Below are 20,051 nucleotides of genomic sequence, written 5' to 3'. Positions count from 1 at the left end.
CCGGTCCAAGACGCCGACGTGCTCCATGGCAGCGATGCGCCGGGGCGCGGATTCTGGAGGTACGACGCACGGGGCGGGCACAGTTGCCGCCCGGGGCGGCACACGGGGCGGACGCAGTCGCCGTCCGGAGCAGCAACGGAGCAGAAACGGATGACGCCGATGGTCACGGAGTACGGACAGGGGCAGGGGTACGCGCCGGAGCGGCGGCATCGGGTGCCCTCCGGGCTGCGGGCGCCGCTTGCCGCCCGTACCTGGCGGGAGCTCGGTTATGTGGTGCTCTCGCTGCCGATCGGCGTCTGCGCGTTCGCGTTCGCGGTGGCGGTGATGTCGCTCGGCGTCGGGCTCCTGATCACGTTCATCGGCATCCCCGTGCTCGCGTTCGGGCTCTTCGCCTGCCGGGGCTTCGGCGCCCTGGAGCGGCAGCGGGCCCGCGCCCTGCTCGGCCTCGAGGTGGATGCGCCGGAGCCGCTGCGGCCCCGGGACGGCGGGGCGTTCGCGTGGATGGGGGCGATGCTCAAGAGCGGTGCCTCCTGGCGGCATCTGCTGTACGCGCTGATCCACATGCCGTGGGCGATCTTCTCGTTCGTGGTGGGGGTGGGCTTCTGGTCGTACGGCTGGGCGATGCTGACGTATCCGCTCTGGTTCTGGGTCTTCCCGATGTACGCGGGCCAGGGCGGGCTGCAGATCTACGGCGACGACCAGCACCGCATCTACCTCGACAACCCCTTCGAGATCGGCCTCGTCGCGCTGGTCGGCCTGCTGGTGACGCTCGCCACGCCGTGGATCGTCCGGGCCCTGACGACCGTCGACCGGCTGCTGGTGTTCGGGCTGCTCGGGCCGTCGCGGCTGGCGTCCCGCGTGGTGGAGCTGGAGTCGGACCGGGGCGTCGTCGTGGACACGGCCGCCGCCGATCTGCGCCGCATCGAGCGCGATCTGCACGACGGCGCGCAGGCCCGGCTCGTCACCCTCGCCATGGATCTGGGCCTGGCCAAGGAGAAGCTGACCGAGGACCCGGAGGCCGCCGCGCGCATGGTCGACGAGGCGCACGGCGAGGTGAAGGTGGCCCTGCAGGAGCTGCGCGACCTGGCCCGGGGCATCCACCCGGCCGTCCTCACCGACCGTGGCCTGAACGCGGCGCTCTCGGCGCTCGCCGCCCGCTGCACGGTGCCGGTGCAGGTCGAGGTGGATCTGCCGTCCCGCCCGGCGGCGGCCATCGAGGGCATCGCGTACTTCACGGTCTCCGAGCTGCTGCAGAACATCAGCAAGCACAGCCGGGCCACGCAGGCCGGCGTCGAGGTGTGGCAGGTCGAGAACCGGCTGATGCTCCAGGTCTGGGACAACGGCCGGGGCGGTGCCGACGCGAGCGCCGGGTCCGGTATCGCGGGGCTCGCCGGGCGGCTGGACGCGGTCGACGGGATCCTCGTGGTCGAGTCGCCGCAGGGCGGGCCGACCACGGTCACGGCCGAGCTGCCCTGGCGGGGGTGAGCGGGGGCAGAGCAGGAGGGCGCCGGGAGCACCCCGGCGTCCGGCATGAGGGCGGGCCCGCCGAAGGCATGGCGCGGCCCGCCCTCATGTGCCGTATCCGGGCCCCGTCCCACGCCCCTCGGACGTGGGACGCCGCTGGTGCAAGGGCACCGAAGCCTGTCGTATCCCCGTCGCTCGGGCGCGTGCGGCTCGCGATGCTGGGATGCTGGATGCTGTTGCACCGGGGCGGGGACAGGGCTGGGGGGCCAAGAACATCGTGGAGGACAAGGTGCGGGTGGTCATCGCCGAGGATTCAGTGCTGCTCAGGGAGGGCCTGACCCGGTTGCTGACCGACCGCGGCCATGACGTGGTCGCGGGTGTGGGTGACGCGGAAGCACTGATCAAGACGGTCACCGGGCTCGGGGAGCAGGGCGCGCTCCCGGACGTGGTGGTGGCCGATGTGCGGATGCCGCCGACGCACACCGACGAGGGGGTGCGGGCCGCGGTCCAGCTGCGCCAGCGCCACCCCGGTCTCGGTGTGCTGGTCCTGTCGCAGTACGTGGAGGAGCAGTACGCGACCGAGCTGCTCGCCGGTTCGAGCCGTGGCGTCGGCTATCTCCTGAAGGACCGGGTCGCCGAGGTCCGCGAGTTCGTGGACGCGGTGGTCCGGGTGGCGGAGGGCGGTACGGCGCTCGACCCGGAGGTGGTGGCCCAGCTCCTTGGGCGCAGCCGCAAACAGGACGTTCTCGCGGGGCTCACGCCGCGTGAGCGGGAGGTCCTCGGTCTGATGGCCGAGGGGCGCACGAACTCGGCGATCGCCCGTCAGCTCGTGGTGAGCGACGGGGCCGTCGAGAAGCACGTCAGCAATATCTTCCTGAAGCTCGGCCTGTCCCAGAGTGACGGGGATCACCGGCGGGTGCTCGCCGTCCTCACCTACCTCAACTCCTAGCAACCTGACACCCTGTCAGATACCGCACCAGCCACGGAACCGCGCACAGACGTATAGGCAGCAGCACACACAGCACCACTCCTAGAACACAGTCCTAGAACCAATGGATGAGCGAGGAGCGTCTTTCCATGAAGGGCGAGGGGCGGGTCAGACCATGACGAATCAGGGCATCACGGCGTCTCAAAGTAGCGTCCAGGATGCGAGAGGCCCGAGGAAGGCAACCCTCACCGACGTAGGGTGGGCCTTGCGAGGGCCGGTCGTCCCGTCCTTCCAGCTCAGCCGCCTCGAGGGAGGTCCAGTTCAGTGACCAGCCAGGTCAGTAGCCCAGCCGAGCAGGCCGACGGGGCTGTCGTCGGAGAGCAACGCAAGCCTGCGGGCGAGAAGGACGTACGCCGTCTCGACCGGGTGATCATCAGGTTCGCGGGGGACTCTGGTGACGGTATGCAGCTCACGGGCGACCGTTTCACCTCGGAGACGGCATCGTTCGGCAACGACCTCTCGACGCTGCCGAACTTCCCGGCCGAGATCCGTGCCCCGGCCGGCACCCTGCCGGGTGTCTCCTCGTTCCAGCTGCACTTCGCCGACCACGACATCCTCACTCCGGGCGACGCCCCGAACGTGCTGGTGGCGATGAACCCGGCGGCGCTGAAGGCGAACATCGCCGATGTGCCGCGCGGCGCGGAGGTGATCGTCAACACGGACGAGTTCACCAAGCGGGCGATGCAGAAGGTCGGCTATGACGTCTCGCCGCTGGAGGACGGCTCGCTGGACGGCTACAACGTCCATCCGGTGCCGCTGACCACGCTGACGGTGGAGGCGCTCAAGGAGTTCGACCTGTCCCGCAAGGACGCCGGGCGCTCCAAGAACATGTTCGCGCTGGGTCTGCTGTCGTGGATGTACCACCGGCCGACCGAGGGCACGGAGAAGTTCCTGAAGGCGAAGTTCGCGAAGAAGCCGCAGATCGCGGCGGCGAACATCGCGGCGTTCCACGCGGGCTGGAACTTCGGTGAGACCACCGAGGACTTCGCGGTCTCCTACGAGGTCGCCCCGGCCGCCACGGCCTTCCCGACGGGTACGTACCGCAACATCTCGGGGAACCTGGCGCTGTCGTACGGGCTGATCGCGGCGGGCCGGCAGGCGGATCTGCCGCTGTATCTGGGCTCGTACCCGATCACGCCGGCCTCCGACATCCTGCACGAGCTGTCCAAGCACAAGAACTTCGGTGTGCGGACCTTCCAGGCCGAGGACGAGATCGCGGGCATCGGTGCCGCGCTCGGTGCGGCCTTCGGCGGCTCGCTGGCCGTGACCACCACCTCCGGTCCGGGTGTGGCGCTGAAGTCGGAGACGATCGGTCTCGCGGTCTCGCTCGAACTGCCGCTGCTGATCGTGGACATCCAGCGCGGCGGGCCCTCGACCGGCCTGCCGACCAAGACGGAGCAGGCCGACCTGCTGCAGGCGATGTACGGGCGCAACGGCGAGGCGCCGGTGCCGATCGTGGCGCCCAGGACCCCGGCGGACTGCTTCGACGCGGCGCTGGAGGCGGCGCGGATCGCGGTCACCTACCGCACCCCGGTCTTCCTGCTCTCGGACGGCTACCTGGCCAATGGTTCCGAGCCGTGGCGGATTCCGGAGGTCGACGAACTGCCGGATCTGCGGGTGCAGTTCGCCTCCGGGCCCAACCACACGCAGGACGACGGCACCGAGGTCTTCTGGCCCTACAAGCGCGACCCGCAGACCCTCGCGCGGCCGTGGGCGGTGCCGGGCACGCCGGGTCTGGAGCACCGGATCGGCGGCATCGAGAAGCAGGACGGCACGGGCAACATCTCCTACGACCCGGCCAACCACGACTTCATGGTCCGCACCCGGCAGGCCAAGATCGACGGCATCGAGGTGCCCGACATCGAGGTCGACGACCCGGACGGGCAGGCCGACACCCTGGTCCTGGGCTGGGGTTCGACGTACGGCCCCATCACCGCCGCCGTGCGCCGGCTGCGCGCGGCCGGGGAGCACATCGCGCAGGCCCACCTGCGCCACCTCAACCCCTTCCCGCGGAATCTCGGCGAGGCCCTGAAGCGTTACGACAAGGTGGTGATCCCCGAGATGAACCTCGGTCAGCTCGCCACCCTCATCCGGGCGAAGTACCTGGTGGACGCCCACAGTTACAACCAGGTCAACGGCATGCCGTTCAAGGCTGAGCAGCTCGCCACGGCTCTCAAGGAGGCCATCGATGGCTGACACGACGACCACGGAAGGGACCGGGGGCACGACCGAGACGCTTCTCTCGCTCGTCCCCAAGGCCGAGGCCAAGCAGTCCATGAAGGACTTCAAGTCCGACCAGGAAGTGCGCTGGTGCCCCGGCTGCGGTGACTACGCGATCCTCGCCGCCGTGCAGGGCTTCATGCCCGAGCTCGGCCTGGCGAAGGAGAACATCGTCTTCGTCTCCGGCATCGGCTGCTCCTCCCGCTTCCCGTACTACATGAACACCTACGGGATGCACTCCATCCACGGCCGCGCCCCGGCCATCGCCACCGGACTCGCCTCCTCCCGGCGGGACTTGAGCGTGTGGGTGGTCACGGGCGACGGCGACGCGCTGTCCATCGGCGGCAACCACCTCATCCACGCGCTGCGCCGCAACGTGAACCTGAAGATCCTGCTGTTCAACAACCGGATCTACGGGCTCACCAAGGGCCAGTACAGCCCCACCTCGGAAGTCGGCAAGATCACCAAGTCGACGCCGATGGGCTCCCTGGACGCCCCCTTCAACCCGGTCTCCCTGGCCATCGGGGCCGAGGCGTCCTTCGTCGCCCGGACCGTGGACTCCGACCGCCAGCACCTCACCTCGGTGCTGCGCCAGGCCGCCGACCACCAGGGCACCGCGCTGGTGGAGATCTACCAGAACTGCAACATCTTCAACGACGGCGCCTTCGAGGTCCTCAAGGACAAGCAGCAGGCCGAGGAAGCCGTGATCCGCCTGGAGCACGGCAAGCCGATCGTCTTCGGCACCGACGGCTCCAAGGGCGTCGTACGGGACTCGATCACCGGGGACCTCAAGGTCGTCGCGGTCACCGAGGACAACAAGGCGCAGATCCTCGTCCACGACGCGCACGCCGCGTCCCCGACGACGGCCTTCGCGCTCTCCCGCCTCGCCGACCCCGACACCCTGCACCACACCCCCATCGGCGTCTTCCGCTCCACCGACCGGCCGGTCTACGACACGCTCATGGCCGACCAGCTCGACACCGCCATCGAGCAGAACGGCAAGGGAGACCTCGCCGCCCTGCTCGCCGGCGGCGACACCTGGACCGTCGTCGGCTGACACCGATCACGTCAACCGCCGCAGTACGAGGCCCGGTTCTGAATCTTCAGGACCGGGCCTCGTCGTACGCCAGGCGCGCCTTCTGCACGTCGTCCATGCGCTGCTCCGTCCACGCCGCGAGGGCGCGGACCTGTCCGGCGGCCTCGCGGCCGAGGTCCGTCAGGGAGTAGTCGACGCGGGGCGGGATCACCGGCTTGGCGTCGCGGTGGACGAGGCCGTCGCGCTCCAGGGTCTGCAGGGTCTGGGTCAGCATCTTCTCGCTGACCTTGCCGATCGCCCGGCGCAGCTCGCTGAAGCGGTACGAGCGCTCCTCCAGGGCGATCAGGACCAGCACGCCCCAGCGGCTGGTGACGTGCTCCAGGACGAGGCGCTGGGGGCACATCTCGTCACCGCTGAGATTCCATTCGCTTACTGCCATGCCAGTACCTTACTTCAAAGTGGGTACTTACGAATAGTTAGCGCTCGACGTACGCTCGGTCCCAGAAGCAGCGGAAGACCCCGTACCAGGAGATTCAAGACATGAGCATCGTCGTCACCGGAGCCACCGGGCACCTCGGCCGTCTCGTCATCGACGCCCTTCTCGACCGCGGTGTGCCCGCGGCCGACATCGCCGCCGTCGTCCGCGACAAGGACAAGGCCGCCGCTCTCGCGGCCCGCGGGATCGAGCTGCGCATCGCCGACTACAGCGCCCCCGAGACGCTGGCCGGGGCCTTCCGCTCCGGCGACCGCGTCCTGCTGATCTCCGGCAGCGAGGTCGGGCGGCGCGTGCCGCAGCACACGGCGGTGGTGGCCGCGGCCAAGGCGGCGGGCGTCGCGCAGCTCGCCTACACCGGCATCCTCGGCGGACCGGACGCGGACTTCCTCCTGGCCGACGAGCACAAGGCCACCGAGCAGGTCATCCTCGACTCCGGCCTGCCGTACACGTTCCTGCGCAACGGCTGGTACCACGAGAACTACACCGAGAACCTCGCCCCGGTCCTCGCGCACGGCGCCGTCGTCGCCAGCGCGGGCGAGGGGCGGATCGCCTCGGCCGCGCGCGCCGACTACGCCGCCGCGGCCGCCGCCGTCCTCACCGGCGACCTCGACGCCCACCTGGGGCGCGCCTATGAGCTGAGCGGGGACGTGGCCTGGTCGCTCGCCGAGTACGCCGCCGAGGTCGCGCGGGCGTCCGGCCAGGAGATCGCCCACCGCGACGTCCCGGCCGCCGCGCACCTGGAGGTCCTGACCGGGGCCGGGGTGCCGCAGCAGTTCGCGGAGATCCTGGTCGACGTGGACGCGGCGGTGGCTCGTGGCCGCCTGGCCGGGACGAGTGGGGAGCTGGCCGCCCTCATCGGGCGCGCGACGACGCCGCTGGCCTCGGCGGTGGCCGTCGCGGTCAAGGGCTGAGCTTCTGGGTGGGGCGCCCTTCCCGGGGCTTCGCCCCCGGCCCCCCCCATCGGCGCTGCGCGCCTCGTCCTCCAACGCCGGACGGGCTGATTCCGACGGGCTGATTCCGACGGGCTGATTCGCCCCACGCTTGTCCCACCAGCGCCGTCATGAGTGTTCAGTTCATACGGGGCTGACAGATCCAGGTCTTTCCGGATACTTTCAGCGGGCAGCACGGTGCTGCGCGCGTGAAGGAGGGACCGTGAAGGGTCCGGTGGGGCAGGCGGGCCCCCAGTCGCAGGGTGACCTGCAGGGTGAGCAGTCCGGAAGCGAGCAGCGGATCGGGCTGCTGAACGGCTTCGCGGCGTATGGGATGTGGGGGCTCGTGCCCCTGTTCTGGCCGCTGCTCAAACCCGCCGGGGCGGCCGAGATCCTGGCCCACCGCATGGCGTGGTCGCTCGTCCTGGTCGTCGTCGTGCTGTTGTGCGTGCGGCGCTGGGCGTGGGCGCTGGAACTGCTGCGCCAGCCGCGCCGGCTGGGCCTGGTGGCGGTCGCCGCCGCCGTCATCACCGTCAACTGGGGCGTCTACATCTGGTCGGTGAACTCCGGCCACGTCGTGGAAGCCTCCCTCGGCTACTTCATCAACCCGCTGGTCACCATCGCGATGGGCGTGGTGCTGCTCGGCGAGCGGCTGCGGCCCGTGCAGTGGGCGGCGGTCGGCGTCGGCCTTTCCGCGGTCCTCGTGCTCGCCTTCGGATACGGGCGGCCGCCGTGGATCTCCCTCGTCCTCGCCTTCTCCTTCGCCACGTACGGCCTGGTGAAGAAGAAGGTGAACCTCGGCGGTCTGGAGTCGCTCGCCGCCGAGACCGCGATCCAGTTCCTGCCCGCGCTCGCCTATCTGATCTGGCTCGGCACCCAGGGCGGCCTGGCCTTCGGCCACCACGGGACGGGGCACGCGGTGTTGCTCGCGGCGACCGGTGTGGTGACCGCCGTGCCGCTGGTGTGCTTCGGCGCGGCCGCGATCCGGGTGCCGCTGTCCACGCTCGGGCTGCTGCAGTACCTGGCGCCGGTCTTCCAGTTCGTGATCGGCATCCTCTACTTCCACGAGGCCATGCCGATCGAGCGGTGGGCCGGGTTCGGCCTGGTGTGGCTGGCGCTCGCGCTGCTGACCTGGGACGCGCTGCGGACGGCGCACCGGGGCCGGGTGGAGCTCTCCCGCGCCGCGGCGGCCGCGGAGCGGGAACGAGAGCGGGAGCGGGTCTCCCGGGCGGGCACGCCTTCGGAGAGCGTGTCCCAGGACGGCGTGTCCCAGGACGGCGTCTCCCGGGAGACCGTGGGCTGACCTTCGGCTACGACCACGCACCGGCCGCGGCCGCCGACTTCACATACTCGGAGAAGTCGCGCGGCTCGCGGCCGAGTACGTCCCGGACGCCTCTCGCCACCGAGGAGTTGTGGCCCTCGGAGAGCCAGACCAGGACGTCCGCGAGCGAGCGGGCGTCGGCCTCGGGGACCCCGTCCGCGGTGAGCTCGGCGGTGTACGCGTCGGCCGTGATCGCCTCGAAGCGCATCGGACGCCCGGCCGCCGCGGAGATCTCCGCCACCGCGTCGGCGAAGGTGAGCGCGCGCGGCCCGGAGAGCTCGTAGACCTTGCCGGTGTGGCCGTCCTCGGTGAGCAGAGCCGCGACGACGTCGGCGATGTCCTCCACGTCGATGATCGGCTCCAGGACATGGCCGGTCGGCAGCGCCAGGCGGCCCGCCAGGAGCGGGGCCCGGAAGAGGTCCTCGTCGAAGTTCTGCACGAAGTTGTTGGGCCGGATCACCGTCCAGTCCACGCCCGCCGCGCGCACCACGCGCTCCGCCTCCGCCATCGACGGCTCGAAGGAGTCCCCGTACTGCTCGATGCCCCGGCCGGACAGCACCACGAAGCGGCGCACGCCCGCGGCCCGCGCCCGCTCGACGAACGCGGCGATCGGCTCAGGGCGGGGCGGCGGCACCAGATAGACGGCGGACACCCCTTCCAGGGCGGGGCCCCAGGTCGCGCTGTCGGTCCAGTCGAAGGGGGTCTCGGCGGTACGGGACGCGGCGCGCACGGGCCGCCCCGCCGCCCGCAGCCGGGCCACGACGCGGCGGCCGGTCTTGCCGGTGGCGCCGAGGACGAGGATGGGTGCGGGTGCGGACCCGGATTCGGATGCGGATCCGGGTGCGGGTGTGGATCCGGGTGCGGGTGCGGGTGCGGGTGTGTTCGTGTCGTAGGTCGTCATGGGTTCAGCCAACCGCCCTTCCCGTACTGCTGACATGGGCGTCCGTCTCGCCCTCATGGGTGTCCGTCTACGGTGGTGGGGTGGACGCTCTGGGGGATCTGCTGCGAGGGGTGCGCGCGGACGGCGCGCTGTTCGACCGGGCCGTGCTCAGCGGGCCGTGGGAGCCGCGCCGCACCGGGGGCGCCGCGCTCGAACTGGTCACGGTGGTACGGGGATCCGCCCGCATCACGGACCCGGCGGGCGGTGCCCCGCACCGCTTGCGCGAGGGCGGCGCCGCCGTGATCTGCACGACGGCGCCCACCGTGCTGACCGTCGAGGGCGAACTGGTCGCCGGTGCCTACGAGTTGGCGGGCTCGGTCGGGCGGCGCCTGATCAGCGCGCTGCCGCCGGTCCTCGTCGTGCCGTCCGGCGAGGAGTGCCTGCCCATCGTGGAGCTGATCGCCGCCGAGGTGACCGCCGACCGGCCGGGCCGCCAGTACGTGATGGACCGGATGCTCGACTGGATGCTGGCCTGCACCCTGCGCGAGTGGTTCGACCTGCCCGAAGCCTGCCCGCCCGGCTGGTACCGGGCGCTCGGCGACGACGTGGTCGGCCCCGCCCTGCGCGCCATGCACGACGAGCCCGCCCGGTCCTGGACGGTGGCCGGGCTCGCGGCGCGCGCCCAGGTCTCCCGCGCCGCCTTCGCCCGCACCTTCGCCGAGCTGGTCGGCAAGCCCCCGATGGCCTACCTCACCGAGTGGCGGATGACGCTCGCCGCCGAGCTCCTCGCCGAGCCCGGTGCGACGGTCGCCGGGGTGGCGGGGCAGGTGGGGTACGCCGACGGGTTCGGCTTCAGCGACGCCTTCAAGCGGATCCGGGGCATCGCGCCGAGCGGCTACCGGGCTTCGCTCACGGCCGTGGGCTGAGCGAAGTCCGCGTCCGAACCCGCCTGCTCCGGGCGTGTGTTCACCACAGCGCCGGGAACGCCCCTGCGGGACCGCAGCCCGAAGACGGCGACAGCCGTGCCGACCGCCACCATCGCCACGGGCACCACGAGCGCCGCCCGGTACGCCGAGAGGGTCTCCCCCGCACTGGCTCCCACCTCCGGCGAGGCGAGCCCGTACACCGCCGTCACCGCCGATATCCCTATCGCCGAGCCGAACTGGGTCCCGGTGTTGAGGAGCCCGCCCGCGAGCCCCTGCTCCGACTCCGGCACACCGTCGGTCGCCGCGATCATCAACGGGCCGTAGGCCAGGGCGAAGGCGGTGCCCGCGAGGAGCAGCGCCGGGAACATCACCGCGTACGTCCAGTCCGGGCCGACCGGCAGGAAGAACCCGTACGCGAGGACCGCGAGGACGAACCCGCCGAGGATCACCCGGGCGTTGCCGTAGCGGTTCACCAGGCGGGGCGTCAGCGTGGGCGCGAGCACCACGTCACAGCCCATGGCGATCAGGGCGACGGCGGTCTGCCACGACGACCAGCCGCGCAGCTCCTGGAGGTAGAGGGTGAGCACGAACTGGAAGCCGAAGAAGGCCCCGACGAAGAGCAGCGCCCCGAGCCCCGCCCTGACCACCGAGCCGGTACGGAAGATCCCGAGCCGGACGAGGGGCACGGCCACGCGGCGCTCGATGCCGACGAACGCGGCGATGAGCAGCAGCCCCGCCAGCGCCGCACCGGCCGTCAACGGCCAGCCGTCCAGGCCGTGTTCGAGCCGCACGACCCCGAAGGCGAGCAGCAGCATGGCACCGGCCGCGGTGGCCGCTCCCGCGAGGTCGAAGCCACCCCGCTCTCCCCTCGGCGCGGACCGGCCGGCAGGCGCGGGGACGAGGCGCAGCGCCGCCACGAGGAGGGCGCCCGCGAGGATGACGGGGGCGAAGAACACCCAGCGCCAGCCGAGTTCGGTGAGCAGCCCGCCGATGACGAGGCCGAGCGAGAAGCCCCCGGCGCCCGTACCGGCGAAGACCAGCAGGGCCTTGTTGCGCTCGGGCCCCTCCGCGTACGAGGTGGTGATGAGCGACAGCGCGGCGGGCGTCATGAACGCGGCGGACACCCCCGTCACAAAGCGCGCGACGATCAGCATCCAGCCCTCCGTCGCAAAGCCGCCGAGGCCGGAGAAGACGAGGAAGGCACCGAGCCAGATCAGGAACATCCGGCGTCTGCCCAGCAGGTCGGCGGCCCGGCCGCCGAGCAGCGTGAAGCCCGCGTACCCGAGGACATAGGCGCTCAGCAGCCAGGCCGCCGTGCCCGTGGACAACTCCAGATCGGATCTGATCGACGGCACGGCGACCGCGATCATGGCTACGTCGATGCCCTCCAGGAAGATCGTTCCGCAGAGGACCAACAGCAGTGCCCAGGCGCGTGCGCGCATGACGTTCTCCTTGAGCTCAACACACGGACCACCAGCGGTAGTTACTGAAACGCCGGTCAGTTCCCTCTTGTAACCACTGCGATGCTGCGGCAGCATCGACGGGTATGGAAGAAGGCACTTCAAAGTCACCGAGTGACTGCGCGGGCACCATGGACTACGGCGACGCCGATCCCTTCCAGTGGGATACGCGCGAGGACTGCCAGGTGCGCCAGATACTCGACCGGATCGCCGACAAGTGGTCGCTGCTCGTCATCGCCCTGCTCGACCGGCGCAGGCTGCGCTTCACCGAGCTGCGGCGCGAGATCGACGGGATCAGCCAGCGCATGCTCACCGTCACGCTGCGCCAGCTGGAGCGGGACGGCCTGGTCAAGCGCACCGTCCACCCCGTCGTCCCGCCCCGCGTCGAGTACGAACTCACGCCCCTCGGCGGGACGTTGCACCACACCATCCAGTCCCTGGTCTCCTGGACGGAGGAGCACCAGAACGAGATCGCGGGGGCGCGGGCCGACTACGACGCGCGGGAGGCGGCCGCCCTGTAGGCGGAGACGACCCCGAGCAGGCAGAGGTCCATGCCCAGTTCGACGACGGCCGCGAACTGGTCCATCGTGAACTTGAAGACCTGCCCGAACAGGATGTCCGCGAGCAGCGCCGCCTGGAACAGCCGGAAGGCGGCCGCCCGGTCCGTGCGCAGCCGTATCAGGCCGGCGACGCCGAGCCCCGCCGAGACCACCTCCGTCAGCGCGACGGCCAGATTGGCGCCCTCCTGCGGGTCGTTCGCCAGCGCTCCGTCGTAGACGTCCCACGACATCATCCCGGCGAAGAGCAGCGCCTCGGTCAGCACGCAGAACACGGCGAGCACGAACACGGTGCGGGTGCGGGCGATCCGGCGCAGGCAACGCCCTGCCTTGCGGGCCACCGCCCGCCACCGGGCGGCGGGTGCGGGCGGGCGCTGCGGAAGGGTGGCGAGCAGCCGGGCGAGCGCCACGTCGACCTCGCGCTCCGAGCCCGCCAACAGGCCGAGGGCCAACTCCCGCTGCTCGGTGGTGAGTCCGGAGGTGACGCCGGTCAGGGCGAGGTCGGCGGCGTGCGCGGTGCGCTGCGTGTGCTCTGTGTCTTGCGTGCTCTGTATGCCCTGTGCGCCCCGCGTTCCTTGTGCGCCTTGGATGCCCTGTGGGCCCTGTATGCCTTGGATGCCTCGCGTGCTTCGTGCGCGGAGTCTGTGTGTCAGGACCAGGAGCAGCGCGAAGCTCGCGTAGATGAGCCCGGCCGCGGGTTGGTAGAAGTAGCCCGGCTCGTCCGTGACCTGCTTGCCGATCTCGTCGATGAAGAGGCCGAAGCCGACCCCGCCGACGACGGCGACCCCGCGCCGGGCCGCTCGGCCGGAGCAGGTGAGCGCGAGCAGGATCGCCGCCGTCATCAACAGGCCGCCCCAGAGCATGTGGGCGATGTGCAGGCCGCCGCCACCGCCGCTGCCGAGCTTGGGATACCCGGCGAGGGAGAGGAAGGCGCGCGTGGCGAGGACCGTGGCGATCCCGCACAGCGTGAAGGCCATGAGGTGGGCGGGGCGCCGGGCGTGCGGACGAGCACGCGGGCCCGCCGGGTGGGGGGCTGTTGCTGCGCGTCCGTCTGCTGCGTGTGCTGCGCGCGCGTCTTCTGCGAGTGCTGCGTATGCGTGTGCGGCATGTGCGTGCTCTCCCCCGATGGCCCACGGCGCCGAGCCGCTCGTGCCGGGCGGCGCTCCCGTGCGATTCCAGACTGCGCCCCGCACCCGCCGCCCCGCGATCCGGGATCACCCCGACCCGCCCCTCAACTCCCCCTTAGGTGCCGGGAGTCGCACGCTCAGGGGTCGACTCGCGAATCACGCGCTTGAACTTCACATCAATGTCAGGGTCGACCATCCCGGCATGCGAACTCGAACTCGAACCCTCAGCCCGGAAAGCCCTGTTGCCTCTTCCCGGAGCACGCCGCAGGAGACGGAGCGGAAGCTTCCCCTCCTGGCCCTGCTCGCCCTCGCCACCGCCGTCTTCATCACCAGCCTCACCGAGACCCTGCCCGCCGGGGTCCTGCCCGCGATGAGCGCCGACCTCGGCGTCAGCGAGTCCGCGATGGGGCAGTCCGTGACGATCTACGCGATCGGCACGGCACTCACCGCGATCCCGCTCACCGCGGCCACGGCGTCCTGGCGGCGCAAGCGGCTGCTGCTGACCGCGATGGCGGCCTTCGCCGTCGCCAACACCGTCACCGCGCTCTCGGCCGACTATCTCCTCACCATGGCCGCCCGGTTCGTCGCCGGGGTGGCCGCGGGGCTCGCCTGGGCGCTGCTCGCCGGGTACGCGCGCCGCCTCGCGCCCCCCGGGCTCCAGGGCCGGGCCATCGCCGTCGTCATGACCGGCATCCCCGTCGCCCTGTCGCTCGGGGTGCCCGCGGGCACGTTCCTGGGCGAGGTGCTCGGCTGGTGGGTGACATTCCTGCTCATGACGGGGCTCGCGGTCGGCGTGATCGCCTGGATCGCCGCGCTCGTCCCCGATCAGCCCGGTGCGACCGGTGCGACCGGTGCGACCGGTGAACACCCGGGCGGCGGGCGTGCCCCCGTGATCCGCTCCCTCGCCGTCCCCGGCGTGGCCCCGGTCCTCTTCGTCACCCTCGTCTTCGTCCTCGCCCACACCGTCCTCTACACCTACATCGCCACGCTCCTCGACCACCTCGGCATGGGCGACGCCACCGACCTCGTCCTCCTTGTCTTCGGCGGCGCCTCCTTGGTGAGCATCTGGGTCGTGGGTGCCCACATCCACCGGCGGGCGCGCGCCCTCATGCTCGCCAGTGCTCTCCTTGTCGCCGCCGGGGCCGCCCTGCTGGCCGTGGTCTCCGTGGCGCCGGGGGTCTCCGGGAGCGAGGCGCTGGTCTACGGGGCGGTCGCCCTGTGGGGGCTCGGGTGGGGCGGCGCACCGACCCTGCTGCAGACCGCCGCGGGCGAGGCCGGGGGCGAGGCGGCGGACGCGGCGCAGGCCATGCTCGTCACCCTGTGGAACGTGGCGATGGCCGCGGGCGGCGTCGTCGGCGGCGTGCTGCTCGGCCTGTTCGGGTCGACGTCCTTCTCCTGGAGCGTCCTCGTGCTCCTGGTGCCCGTCCTCGCCGTGGTGATCGCGGCGCGCACGCACGGCTTTCCGGCGCGGCGGTGATGGCCTGCGGCCTCGGCGGTGACGATCCGCGGGCCCGGCGGTGGCGATCCGCGGGCTCGGCGGGGAATGGCAGTGGCCTCGGCGGGGATTGTCAGTGGGCCCGGTTATAACTGCCCCATGACCTTGCACTGGAAGCTCGTCGTCGACGCGTCCGATCCGCATGCCCAAGCCGCCTTCTGGGCCGAGGCGTTGGGATATGAGGTGGAGGACAACAGTGAGCTGATCGGCAAGCTCCTCGGCTTCGGCGCCGTACAGGAGTCGGAGACCCTGGAGTTCCGGGGGCGCCACGCCTTCCGCGACCTCATCGCGGTACGGCATCCCGAGGACCCGTACGACCAGGAGAGCGGCACGGGCCTCGGGCGCCGGATCCTCTTCCAGCGGGTGCCCGAGCCGAAGCCGGACACCAAGAACCGGCTGCACATGGACGTGCATGCGGCGCCGGGCGAGCGGGACGCCGAGGTCACGCGCCTGGAAGGGCTTGGCGCGGGTGTGGTGCGGCGGGTGGCGGCGCAGGGGGGCGAGTGGGTGGTGATGACGGACCCGGAGGGGAATGAGTTCTGCGTCCACTGAGGGGAAACACATTCCCTCTGCTGACCCCTTGCCGAGGCACACAATGGTGCGACGGCCTCCCTTCCGGGCCGTCACCCGCCGTGTCGCCAGGCCAAGGGAGCCAACGCAGGATGAACCAGAGCAAGACACTCACCGTCCAGGAATTCGACCCCGAATGGGCCGGCCTCTTCGCGGAGTTGCGGACGGTTCTCGCGTCGGCCCTCGAGGACGTCCGCCACACCGTCGAGCATGTGGGCAGCACCTCCGTGCCCGGCTGCGCCGCCAAGCCCATCATCGACATCGACATCGTGGTCGACGACGCCTCCCTCCTCCCCGAGGTCATCTCCCGGCTCGTGAAGCGGGGCTATCACCACGAGGGCGACCTCGGCATCACCGGGCGCGAGGCGTTCCAGGCTCCCCCGGGAGACATCGACCACCACCTGTATGCCGTGGTCGCGGGATCCACACCGCACCTCGACCACGTGCTCCTCCGCGACCATCTGCGCGCCCACCCCGAAGACGTCCTGCGCTACAGCCAGTTGAAGAGAGAGCTGAGCCGGCGTCTCCAGGACGTCGACAACGCCAGGGAGCGCTATGCCGAGGCGAAGGGCGCCCTGGTGGCTGAGCTCATCGAGACGGCGCGGTCCGGGGACGTCGTCATACGTCCCCTCAGCGGCCCCGAAGAAGTGGGCCTGTTCAATCAGCTCCCGTACACCCTCAACCACGAGATCGCCGAGGACCTCGCGGGCGGCCGTCGCAGGCCCGAGTGGATGTGGGTCGCCGTGCGCGGGAGCCAGGTCCTCGCACGGATCGCGTGGTGGGGGCGGGCCGCCGAGGACGAGCCCCTGGTGCTCGACGTCTTCGACGTGCTCGACACGGACCTCGCCGACTCCACCGCCGAGGGCGCCGCGTCCCTCCTCCTCGACACCGCCCTGGAGAAGGTCGTCCCGATCCGGGAGGACCAAGTGCGGCCGGAGTACAGCCGGTTCCTCCCCGGTGACTGGCGCGAGATCCCCGCCGAGCGGCGTGCCGTGGAGCGCCGCGCCGGGCTCCTGGAGGCGACCGGGGCCCGGCACTCCGTGGAGCGGCTGCGCCTCCAGTGGGAGCCCGGCAGCCCGGTGCCCGAGCCGGACGGCCGCCTCCTCTTCCGGTCCGTCGAGGAGACCGACGCCGGGACCGAGGAGCTCATCGGCCTGATGACCCGCGCTCTCGACGGCACCCTCGACCACTACAGCCGCACCGAACTCGCCCGTATGACGCCCCGCGAGGCCGCCGTCGAGCACTACGCGGGCGAGCTCGCCCGGTACGGGACTCCCCGCTCCTGGTGGCGCATCGCCACGCTCCCCGGAGGGGATCCCGTGGGCTTCGTGATCCCGGCCCGCAACACCTACAACGCGATCGTCGCCTACATCGGGGTCGTCCCCGAGCACCGCGGCCACGGCTACATCGACCCGCTCCTCGCCGAGGGCACCCGGGTTCTCGCCGCCGAGGACGTGCCCCGGATCCGGGCCTCGACCGACCTCGGCAATTCACCCATGGCGGCGGCCTTCGCGCGTGCCGGATATGCCACGTTCGAGCGGGAGTTCAAGATGGCCTGGGGCCGCCCCTGAGGGGAACTCTCACGGCCCCACGAACAGATAGATGAGTGAAGGCTGAAGTCGCCGGGCCTTCACTCATGGGCATGTGGGAGCCAGTAGGGGGCGTCAGCAGCATGGCCGATACCAGGACCCGTGCCGACACTGGAACCCGAGCCTGTGCTGGTACTGATTCCGGTGCTGATCCCGGTGCCGTTACTGGGACCGGGATCGGAGCCGGTACCGGTACCGGGATCGGTACCAGGATCAGCACCCGCCCCCTCCTCGTCCTCTCCCTCACCTTCGCCCTCCTCTCCCTCGTCCTCGTCCCGCTCAACCTCCCGCTCGGCTGGGACGAGACCGTCTACGCCAGCCGGTTCGGCCCGTACGCACACGGGCCCGCCGTGCCGTTCAGCGCGCCCCGCACCCGTGGCGTGCCGCTGCTCATCGCGCCCGTCGCATCCTGGAGCGACTCCGTCGTGCTGCTGCGGGTGTGGCTGACGCTGCTGTCGAGCGCCGCGCTCTACCTGGGGTTCCGGCCCTGGCTGCGGGTGCTGCCGGGGCGGACGGCCGTCGTCGCCGGCGCGCTCTACGGAAGCCTCTGGTTCACGCTCTTCTACGCGGGCGCCGCCATGCCCAACCACTACACGGCCATGGGTGCCACGGCGGCCACCGGCCTCCTCCTGCACGACAAGGGGCGCCCGACTCCTCGTACGTACGCGGGAATCGCCGTCGGCACAGCGCTTGCCACGCTGATGCGTCCCAACGACGGTGCCGCCGTCGCCGCGCCGCTGCTGCTCGCTGCGGTGTGCGTGCCGCGGTGCCGGGGGTGGGGGCGGGCGCTCGCGGTCGTCGGCGGGTTCGCGGCGGGCGCGGTGCCGTGGGCCGTCGAGGCGGTGGTGCGCTTCGGGAGCGTGGGCGCGCGGCTCCGCGAGGCCAGCGACGTACAGGGTGGGCTGCGGCCCGGCCCCTCGGCGCTGCATCAACTGACGGCGCTGGACGGGCCGTTGCTCTGCCGTCCGTGCGAGGGCGACCGACTGCAGGCCGTCGCGCTGGAGTGGTGGATCGTGCTGCCGGTACTGGTGACGCTCGGGCTGTGGACGCTGCATCGCGCCGGTACCAGCACCAAGCTCCGTACCCGTACCGAGAGCCGTACCTGTACCAAGCCCAGCACCCCTACCCGTACCAAGCTCCGTACCCGTACCAAGCCCAGCACTCCTACCCTTACCAAGCCCGGCACCGGCACCAGCCCCCGCGCCCGCGCCGCCGCCTGGCTCGCCCTCGCCGTCGGGCTCTGTGCCGCCGCCCCGTATCTCCTCCTCGTCCCCTACGGGGCGCCCCGCTTCCTGCTGCCCGCGCACGCCCTGCTCTCGCTGCCCGCCGCCCTCGGTGTGCTCGCCGTCGCACGGCTGCTGCGGGCCCGGCTGCGGTCCGCCGCGGCCACGGCCGTCATCGCCGCCGCCGTCGCCGGTCACCTCGGCGCCCAACTCCCCTTCACCTACACCAATACGGGGATCCAGAGCCGGGCCCGCGACGACTGGCCGCGCGTCGCCGCCGTCCTGCGCGACGAGGGGGTGCGCGCCTCCTGCGTGCTGCGCGGGAACACCTCGGTGATCCCCATCGCGTACGCCACCGGGTGCGCGGCCGGTCCGCGCGGCACCCGGAGCGGCGGCACTCCCCCGCCCGACGCCCTCGTCCTGCGGAAAGCGGAACCTCCGGGGTGGGCCCGCGGCTGGCCCCGCCACTCGGTTCCGGACACCTATGCCCAGGGCTGGACGGTGGCCCTCAACCCGGAGCCTCCGCACCACCCTTGAGCAACTTCCTGTGCACCACCTTTGCGCCCCCTGAGTGCTCCTCCGAGACACCCCTCGCCGCTATGCGGAACGTTCCGTCCGGATCGCGCTCTTGACGTCACGTGAATCCCACCCTCACCATCAGGCTCGCCAACACCCGTTCGGGGAAGACCCGTTCGGGATTCACGGAAATCGGAGCCCCCCCACATGAAACTCTCCGTTCCCGGGCGTACCGCGGCAGCCGCCGTCATAGCCGTCGGCGCGCTCCTCACCACCAGCGCGATCGCCGGTGCCGCCCCCACGTCCCAGGCATCCAAGGCCGCCGCCCCCGACATCTCGGTGGCCAACGTCAAGGCACATCTGAACGAACTGCAGTCCATAGCCGACGCCAACGGCGGCAACCGCGCGCACGGCAGCAAGGGCTACCAGGCGTCCCTCGACTATGTGAAGGGGAAGCTGGACGCGGCCGGATTCACCACCTCCGTCCAGGAGTTCACCTCCAACGGGAAGACCGGCTACAACCTCATCGCGGACTGGCCGGGCGGTGACGAGGGGCAGACCGTGATGCTCGGTTCGCACCTCGACAGCGTCGGCTCCGGTCCCGGTATCAACGACAACGGCTCGGGTTCCGCCGCGATCCTGGAGACGGCCCTGACCGTCGCCAAGGAGAACTACAAGCCCGCCAAGCACCTGCGGTTCGCCTGGTGGGGCGCGGAGGAGCTGGGGCTCGTCGGCTCCTCGCACTACGTCGACAAGCTCGCCACCGGCGACCGTTCGAAGATCAAGGACTACCTGAACTTCGACATGATCGGCTCCCCGAACCCCGGCTACTTCGTCTACGACGACGACCCCACCATCGAGAAGACCTTCAAGGACTACTTCGCCGGGCTCAACCTCGCCACCGAGCCGGACGAGGAGGGCGACGGCCGCTCGGACCACGCGCCCTTCAAGGACGCGGGCATCCCGGTCGGCGGCCTGTTCAGCGGCGCCGACTACGAGAAGACCGCGGAGCAGGCGCAGAACTGGGGCGGCACGGCCGGGAAGCCGTTCGACCCCTGCTACCACTCGGCCTGCGACAAGACGTCGAACATCGACGAGACCGCGCTCGACCACAACAGTGACGCCATCGCGGTGGCGCTGTGGGGGCTCTCCGCGTAACTCCCTTCCCAGGGGCCGCCCTTGAGGGCGGCCCTCAGGAATGCCCCTGGACGCGATTACATGCGTGTGCATAAACTGCACACGCATGTAATCGCG

General features: G+C 71.2%; 17 protein-coding genes. 13 read left to right on the top strand and 4 right to left on the bottom strand.

From position 1 onward, the window contains the following. Positions 1-159 precede the first annotated feature (159 nt). The 4 genes from ACFWYM_RS04455 to ACFWYM_RS04440 all read left to right on the top strand — a co-directional run bounded on the left by ACFWYM_RS04455 (position 160) and on the right by ACFWYM_RS04440 (position 5,729). Complete coding sequence (locus ACFWYM_RS04455) at positions 160-1,485, top strand: sensor histidine kinase (RefSeq protein ID WP_384830147.1); 1,326 nt, start codon at positions 160-162, stop codon at positions 1,483-1,485. A 268-nt stretch (positions 1,486-1,753) separates the two neighbouring features. Then, positions 1,754-2,413 carry a LuxR C-terminal-related transcriptional regulator gene (locus ACFWYM_RS04450; protein WP_384830146.1) on the top strand — a complete coding sequence of 220 codons (660 nt, stop codon included), beginning with the start codon at positions 1,754-1,756 and terminating at the stop codon, positions 2,411-2,413. A 303-nt stretch (positions 2,414-2,716) separates the two neighbouring features. After that, positions 2,717-4,648, top strand: coding sequence for a 2-oxoacid:acceptor oxidoreductase subunit alpha (locus tag ACFWYM_RS04445; RefSeq protein ID WP_384829784.1), 1,932 nt, complete (start codon positions 2,717-2,719; stop codon positions 4,646-4,648). Continuing rightward, positions 4,641-5,729 (top strand): 2-oxoacid:ferredoxin oxidoreductase subunit beta, encoded by a 1,089-nt coding sequence (locus tag ACFWYM_RS04440; RefSeq protein WP_384829781.1) that lies wholly within the window; start codon positions 4,641-4,643, stop codon positions 5,727-5,729. The genes ACFWYM_RS04445 and ACFWYM_RS04440 overlap by 8 nt, the downstream gene beginning before the upstream one ends. Before the next feature lie 46 nt (positions 5,730-5,775). On the opposite strand, the gene ACFWYM_RS04435 is transcribed toward ACFWYM_RS04440, so the two are convergent. Next, the gene (locus ACFWYM_RS04435) at positions 5,776-6,147 is read right to left on the bottom strand and encodes a winged helix-turn-helix transcriptional regulator (RefSeq protein WP_384829778.1); all 372 of its coding nucleotides are present in this window, start codon (positions 6,145-6,147) and stop codon (positions 5,776-5,778) included. A gap of 101 nt (positions 6,148-6,248) precedes the next feature. Here ACFWYM_RS04435 and ACFWYM_RS04430 point away from each other — a divergent pair, with 101 nt between their 5' ends. Beyond that, a complete protein-coding gene (locus ACFWYM_RS04430) occupies positions 6,249-7,115 on the top strand; it encodes an NAD(P)H-binding protein (RefSeq protein WP_384829776.1) in 867 nt (288 codons plus the stop codon). Between the two features lie 352 nt (positions 7,116-7,467). Further along, on the top strand, positions 7,468-8,436 hold the full coding sequence (gene rarD / locus ACFWYM_RS04425; protein ID WP_384830143.1) for an EamA family transporter RarD: 969 nt from the start codon (positions 7,468-7,470) through the stop codon (positions 8,434-8,436). A gap of 7 nt (positions 8,437-8,443) precedes the next feature. On the opposite strand, the gene ACFWYM_RS04420 is transcribed toward rarD, so the two are convergent. Next, positions 8,444-9,355 carry an NAD(P)H-binding protein gene (locus ACFWYM_RS04420; RefSeq protein ID WP_384829773.1) on the bottom strand — a complete coding sequence of 304 codons (912 nt, stop codon included), beginning with the start codon at positions 9,353-9,355 and terminating at the stop codon, positions 8,444-8,446. A gap of 80 nt (positions 9,356-9,435) precedes the next feature. Between ACFWYM_RS04420 and ACFWYM_RS04415 the strand changes: the two genes are divergently transcribed. Continuing rightward, positions 9,436-10,260: an AraC family transcriptional regulator gene (locus ACFWYM_RS04415; RefSeq protein ID WP_384829770.1), complete on the top strand. Its 825-nt coding sequence runs from the start codon at positions 9,436-9,438 to the stop codon at positions 10,258-10,260. On the opposite strand, the gene ACFWYM_RS04410 is transcribed toward ACFWYM_RS04415, so the two are convergent. Continuing rightward, positions 10,230-11,702, bottom strand: coding sequence for an MFS transporter (locus ACFWYM_RS04410; RefSeq protein ID WP_384829767.1), 1,473 nt, complete (start codon positions 11,700-11,702; stop codon positions 10,230-10,232). The genes ACFWYM_RS04415 and ACFWYM_RS04410 overlap by 31 nt on opposite strands. Positions 11,703-11,806: 104 nt before the next feature. On the opposite strand from ACFWYM_RS04410, the gene ACFWYM_RS04405 reads away from it, so the two are divergent. Beyond that, positions 11,807-12,241 (top strand): winged helix-turn-helix transcriptional regulator, encoded by a 435-nt coding sequence (locus ACFWYM_RS04405; protein WP_384829764.1) that lies wholly within the window; start codon positions 11,807-11,809, stop codon positions 12,239-12,241. Here ACFWYM_RS04405 and ACFWYM_RS04400 read toward each other — a convergent pair. After that, a complete protein-coding gene (locus ACFWYM_RS04400) occupies positions 12,211-13,254 on the bottom strand; it encodes a hypothetical protein (RefSeq protein ID WP_384829761.1) in 1,044 nt (347 codons plus the stop codon). The two genes, ACFWYM_RS04405 and ACFWYM_RS04400, sit on opposite strands and share 31 nt — an antisense overlap. Positions 13,255-13,606: 352 nt before the next feature. Here ACFWYM_RS04400 and ACFWYM_RS04395 point away from each other — a divergent pair, with 352 nt between their 5' ends. From ACFWYM_RS04395 to ACFWYM_RS04375, 5 genes are all read left to right on the top strand, one after another. Then, positions 13,607-14,881, top strand: a complete 1,275-nt coding sequence (locus ACFWYM_RS04395) for an MFS transporter (protein ID WP_384829758.1) — start codon at positions 13,607-13,609, stop codon at positions 14,879-14,881. A gap of 117 nt (positions 14,882-14,998) precedes the next feature. After that, positions 14,999-15,451 carry a VOC family protein gene (locus ACFWYM_RS04390; RefSeq protein WP_384829755.1) on the top strand — a complete coding sequence of 151 codons (453 nt, stop codon included), beginning with the start codon at positions 14,999-15,001 and terminating at the stop codon, positions 15,449-15,451. A 110-nt stretch (positions 15,452-15,561) separates the two neighbouring features. Then, positions 15,562-17,040: a GNAT family N-acetyltransferase gene (locus ACFWYM_RS04385; RefSeq protein ID WP_384829752.1), complete on the top strand. Its 1,479-nt coding sequence runs from the start codon at positions 15,562-15,564 to the stop codon at positions 17,038-17,040. Positions 17,041-17,141: 101 nt separating this feature from the next. Next, positions 17,142-18,818, top strand: coding sequence for a hypothetical protein (locus tag ACFWYM_RS04380; protein ID WP_384829749.1), 1,677 nt, complete (start codon positions 17,142-17,144; stop codon positions 18,816-18,818). Positions 18,819-19,004: 186 nt separating this feature from the next. Next, positions 19,005-19,955: a M28 family metallopeptidase gene (locus ACFWYM_RS04375; protein ID WP_384829746.1), complete on the top strand. Its 951-nt coding sequence runs from the start codon at positions 19,005-19,007 to the stop codon at positions 19,953-19,955. Positions 19,956-20,051 lie beyond the last annotated feature (96 nt).

Origin of the sequence: Streptomyces sp. NPDC059009 (genome assembly GCF_042740175.1) — a bacterium.
Taxonomy (GTDB): Bacteria; Actinomycetota; Actinomycetes; order Streptomycetales; family Streptomycetaceae; genus Streptomyces.
This window is presented reverse-complemented; position numbering and strand designations above follow the sequence as displayed.

What these genes read in the sequence shown, in the direction of transcription:
- ACFWYM_RS04455 (WP_384830147.1), top strand. Translation starts at nt 160, where the DNA reads ATGGTCACGGAGTACGGACAGGGGCAGGGGTACGCGCCGGAGCGGCGG.
- ACFWYM_RS04440 (WP_384829781.1), top strand. Translation starts at nt 4,641, where the DNA reads ATGGCTGACACGACGACCACGGAAGGGACCGGGGGCACGACCGAGACG.
- ACFWYM_RS04435 (WP_384829778.1), bottom strand. Translation starts at nt 6,147, where the DNA reads ATGGCAGTAAGCGAATGGAATCTCAGCGGTGACGAGATGTGCCCCCAG.
- ACFWYM_RS04430 (WP_384829776.1), top strand. Translation starts at nt 6,249, where the DNA reads ATGAGCATCGTCGTCACCGGAGCCACCGGGCACCTCGGCCGTCTCGTC.
- rarD (WP_384830143.1), top strand. Translation starts at nt 7,468, where the DNA reads ATGTGGGGGCTCGTGCCCCTGTTCTGGCCGCTGCTCAAACCCGCCGGG.
- ACFWYM_RS04420 (WP_384829773.1), bottom strand. Translation starts at nt 9,355, where the DNA reads ATGACGACCTACGACACGAACACACCCGCACCCGCACCCGCACCCGGA.
- ACFWYM_RS04410 (WP_384829767.1), bottom strand. Translation starts at nt 11,702, where the DNA reads ATGCGCGCACGCGCCTGGGCACTGCTGTTGGTCCTCTGCGGAACGATC.
- ACFWYM_RS04405 (WP_384829764.1), top strand. Translation starts at nt 11,807, where the DNA reads ATGGAAGAAGGCACTTCAAAGTCACCGAGTGACTGCGCGGGCACCATG.
- ACFWYM_RS04400 (WP_384829761.1), bottom strand. Translation starts at nt 13,254, where the DNA reads ATGGCCTTCACGCTGTGCGGGATCGCCACGGTCCTCGCCACGCGCGCC.
- ACFWYM_RS04395 (WP_384829758.1), top strand. Translation starts at nt 13,607, where the DNA reads ATGCGAACTCGAACTCGAACCCTCAGCCCGGAAAGCCCTGTTGCCTCT.
- ACFWYM_RS04390 (WP_384829755.1), top strand. Translation starts at nt 14,999, where the DNA reads ATGACCTTGCACTGGAAGCTCGTCGTCGACGCGTCCGATCCGCATGCC.
- ACFWYM_RS04385 (WP_384829752.1), top strand. Translation starts at nt 15,562, where the DNA reads ATGAACCAGAGCAAGACACTCACCGTCCAGGAATTCGACCCCGAATGG.
- ACFWYM_RS04380 (WP_384829749.1), top strand. Translation starts at nt 17,142, where the DNA reads ATGGCCGATACCAGGACCCGTGCCGACACTGGAACCCGAGCCTGTGCT.
- ACFWYM_RS04375 (WP_384829746.1), top strand. Translation starts at nt 19,005, where the DNA reads ATGAAACTCTCCGTTCCCGGGCGTACCGCGGCAGCCGCCGTCATAGCC.